Here is a 3,402-nt window from a genome sequence, read left to right on the forward strand (position 1 = left end):
AAACCAGCTGCCCCACGTGCTTGAACTGGAACACGACCGAGCCGGCCGTTCCCATGCTGCCGCCGTACTTGCTGAAGGCGTGCCGCACCTCGGCCACCGTGCGGACCTTGTTGTCCGTCATGGTGTCGATCATGATGGCGGCGCCGCCTATGCCGTAGCCTTCGTAGCGGATTTCCTCGTAGCTCACGCCCTCGAGGTTGCCGGTGGCCTTGTCGATGTTGCGCTTGATGGTGTCGGCCGGCATGTTGGCGGCCTTGGCCTTGTCCACCGCCAGCCGCAGGCGCGGGTTGATCGCGAGGTCGCCGCCGCCCTGGCGCGCAGCGACCATGATTTCACGGATGACCCGCGTCCACACCTTGCCGCGCTTCTCGTCCTGACGGCCCTTGCGGTGCTGGATGTTCGCCCATTTGCTGTGACCGGCCACGAATAAGTTCCTTGCTGCGTTTGCGCATTGCTATATTGCCTGGCCCCCATTCTACTTTTCGCCCCATGCCGGAACCGATGCTGATCGCCCAGAACGAGGCCGCGCAGGCCCATTTGCTGCCCGCGCTGGCGAATCGCCACGGTCTGGTGACGGGCGCGACGGGCACCGGCAAGACGGTCACCCTGCAAAAACTGGCGGAACAGTTCAGCCGCATCGGCGTGCCGGTGTTCCTGGCCGACATCAAGGGCGACCTGACTGGCATCAGCCAGCCCGGCGCGATCGGCGCCAAGCTGGCGGCGACCCTGAAGGAGCGCGGCCTGGAGTTGCCGGCGCCGGCTGCCTGCCCCACCACCCTGTGGGACGTGTTCGGCGAACAAGGCCATCCGGTGCGCGCCACCGTCTCCGACATGGGGCCGCTGCTGCTGGCCCGAATGCTCAACCTGAACGAAACGCAGGCCGGCGTGCTGCAGATCGTGTTCCGGGTGGCCGACGCCAACGGCATGCTGCTGCTGGACATGAAGGACCTGCGGGCCATGCTGCAGCACGTGGGCGAGAACGCGAAACAGTTCACCACGGAGTACGGCAACGTCAGCGCCGCCAGCGTCGGCGCCATCCAGCGCGGCTTGCTGCAGATCGAGTCGCAAGGCGGCGACAAGTTCTTTGGCGAGCCGATGCTGGACATCCAGGACTTCCTGCAGACCGACGGCAACGGCCACGGCGTGATCAACGTGCTGGCCGCCGACCAGCTGCTCAATTCGCCGCGCCTGTATTCCACCTTCCTGCTGTGGATGCTGTCGGAGCTGTTCGAGACCCTGCCCGAGATCGGCGACCCGGAACAGCCCAGGCTGGTGTTCTTCTTCGACGAGGCGCACCTGCTGTTCGACGGCGCGCCCAAGGTGCTGGTGGAACGGATCGAGCTGGTGGTACGGCTGGTGCGCTCCAAGGGCGTGGGCGTCTACTTCGTGACCCAGAACCCGCTGGACATCCCGGACGGCGTGCTGGCGCAGCTGGGCAACCGGGTGCAGCATGCCTTGCGCGCCTTCACGCCGCGCGACCAGAAAGCAGTCAAGGCCACGGCCGAAACCATGCGGCCCAAGCCCGGACTGGACATCGAGGCGGCGATCACGCAGCTGGCGGTCGGCCAGGCGCTGATCAGCCTGCTGGACACCCAGGGCCGGCCGAGCCCGACCGAGCGCCTGTACGTGATTCCGCCGGCCAGCCAGCTCGGGCCGATCACGCCGCAGCAGCGCAAGGCGCTGATCGCCGGCTCGATCGTGGCCGGCGTCTACGAAAAGACGGTGGACCGGGAATCGGCTTACGAAAAGCTCAAGGGCCGCGCCGCGGCCAGCGCCGAAGCGGGGGCGGCTGGCAGCGGCGGCGCCAAGGATGCGGGCGGCGGCGCGATGGGCGGCCTGTCGGACGTTTTGTTCGGCTCGACCGGACCGCGCGGCGGCAAGCGCGAAGGCCTGGTGGAGAGCTTTGCCAAGTCGGCGATCCGGACGATGGGCAGCTCGGTAGGGCGCGAGATCGTGCGCGGGGTGCTGGGCGGCCTGCTGGGCGGGGCGAAGCGAAAGTAGCGCACGCACGGATTCTCGACGCCGAAGCTGGGGTGCCTTGATCAAACCGTGCGCGGCACGCGCTGGCAGGCCCGCTTTCGGTGCGCCATCGACCGCTGTACAGTGTTTCTTTTGGAGCGCCCGGCATGCCACCAGAAGTCACCGCCCCCCGCCACATCCGCCTGACCTCCCACGCCGGCGGTTTCGGCGCCCTGCCGATCCAGTGGGGCGCGGCCAGCGCGGTCGAACGCGGGCCGGTCGTGGGCACCACCAGCAAGCGCAGCAACCGCAACGTGATCGGCACCCACAGCGGCTCGTACAGCGTGTACCGCGCGCTGGCGGTGGCTTGCGGCGCCCTCTCGCGCGACCACAGGGCCGACCTGACCAACACCGCGCCGACCGACGTGATCGGGCCCTATCCCCAGTGGTCGGACCCCGGCAAGATCGTCAGCATCGACCCGTGGGGAGCCACCGTCGGCGAGGTGTTCGCGGCGGAGCTGGCGGCCGGCTACGACATCCGCCCCACCATCGCCGTGACCAAGGCCCATGTGATCCTGCCGGAGGTGATCGAGGCGCTGCAAAGCGGCCGGCTCAAGCCGGACGGCAAGTTCCTCACCGAAGGCGGCGCCGCCTGCGTCACCAAGGCCGCGATCGAGCCGGTCTGGCACCTGCCCGGCGTGGCCAGGCGCTTCGGCTGCTCGGAGACCGACCTGCGCCGCGTGCTGTTCGAGGAAACCGGCGGCATGTACCCGGAGCTCGTCACCCGCAGCGACCTGGAGGTGTTCCTGCCGCCGATCGGCGGCCAGACGGTCTACATCTTCGGCGAGCCGCGCGACCTGGCGAACCCGGACGTGGAACTGACGGCCCGCGTGCACGACGAGTGCAACGGCTCCGACGTGTTCGGCTCCGACATCTGCACCTGCCGGCCATACCTCACGCACGCGATCGAGGAATGCATCATGGGCGCCCAGCGCGGTGGCGTCGGCCTGGTGTCCTATTCGCGCAAGGAAGGCCGGGCGCTGGGCGAGGTCACCAAGTTCCTGGTCTACAACGCGCGCAAGCGCCAGGTGGGCGGCGACACGGCCGACCAGTACTTCGCCCGCACCGAATGCGTGGCCGGCGTGCAGGACATGCGGTTCCAGGAACTGATGCCCGACGTGCTGCACTGGCTGGGCATCAGCAAGATCCACCGCCTGGTGTCCATGAGCAACATGAAATACGACGCCATCACCGGTTCGGGCATCGAGGTGGGCGAGCGCGTCAACATCCCCGACGCGCTGATTCCCGCCGATGCCAAGGTGGAGATGGACGCCAAGAAGGCGGCCGGCTACTTCACGCCGGGCCTGGTGCCGGACGCCGAGGAACTGAAGAAGGCCAAGGGCCGGGGACTCGTGAAATGAATCCGGCCGCCGTCTCGCATGC

3 protein-coding genes are annotated in these 3,402 nt (G+C 68.2%); 2 read left to right on the plus strand and 1 reads right to left on the minus strand.

Annotated elements, in window-relative coordinates; translation table 11 throughout:
* Positions 1-424 (minus strand): YebC/PmpR family DNA-binding transcriptional regulator (locus JWP65_RS11455; protein ID WP_299763793.1); only part of this gene is annotated, 424 nt, incomplete at its 3' end.
* A 65-nt stretch (positions 425-489) separates the two neighbouring features.
* Between JWP65_RS11455 and JWP65_RS11460 the strand changes: the two genes are divergently transcribed.
* Together JWP65_RS11460 and JWP65_RS11465 are read left to right on the plus strand one after the other, a co-directional pair.
* Positions 490-2,001, plus strand: coding sequence for a helicase HerA-like domain-containing protein (locus tag JWP65_RS11460; protein WP_299763794.1), 1,512 nt, complete (start codon positions 490-492; stop codon positions 1,999-2,001).
* 125 nt (positions 2,002-2,126) lie between these two features.
* Complete coding sequence (locus JWP65_RS11465; protein ID WP_299763795.1) at positions 2,127-3,380, plus strand: GTP cyclohydrolase II; 1,254 nt, start codon at positions 2,127-2,129, stop codon at positions 3,378-3,380.
* The last annotated feature ends 22 nt before the right edge of the window (positions 3,381-3,402 follow it).

Origin of the sequence: Ramlibacter sp. (genome assembly GCF_028292805.1) — a bacterium.
Lineage (GTDB): Bacteria > Pseudomonadota > Gammaproteobacteria > Burkholderiales > Burkholderiaceae_C > Ramlibacter.

Excerpts from the sequence above, each read along its gene's own strand:
- JWP65_RS11460 (WP_299763794.1), top strand. The coding sequence starts at position 490 with ATGCCGGAACCGATGCTGATCGCCCAGAACGAGGCCGCGCAGGCCCAT.
- JWP65_RS11465 (WP_299763795.1), top strand. The coding sequence starts at position 2,127 with ATGCCACCAGAAGTCACCGCCCCCCGCCACATCCGCCTGACCTCCCAC.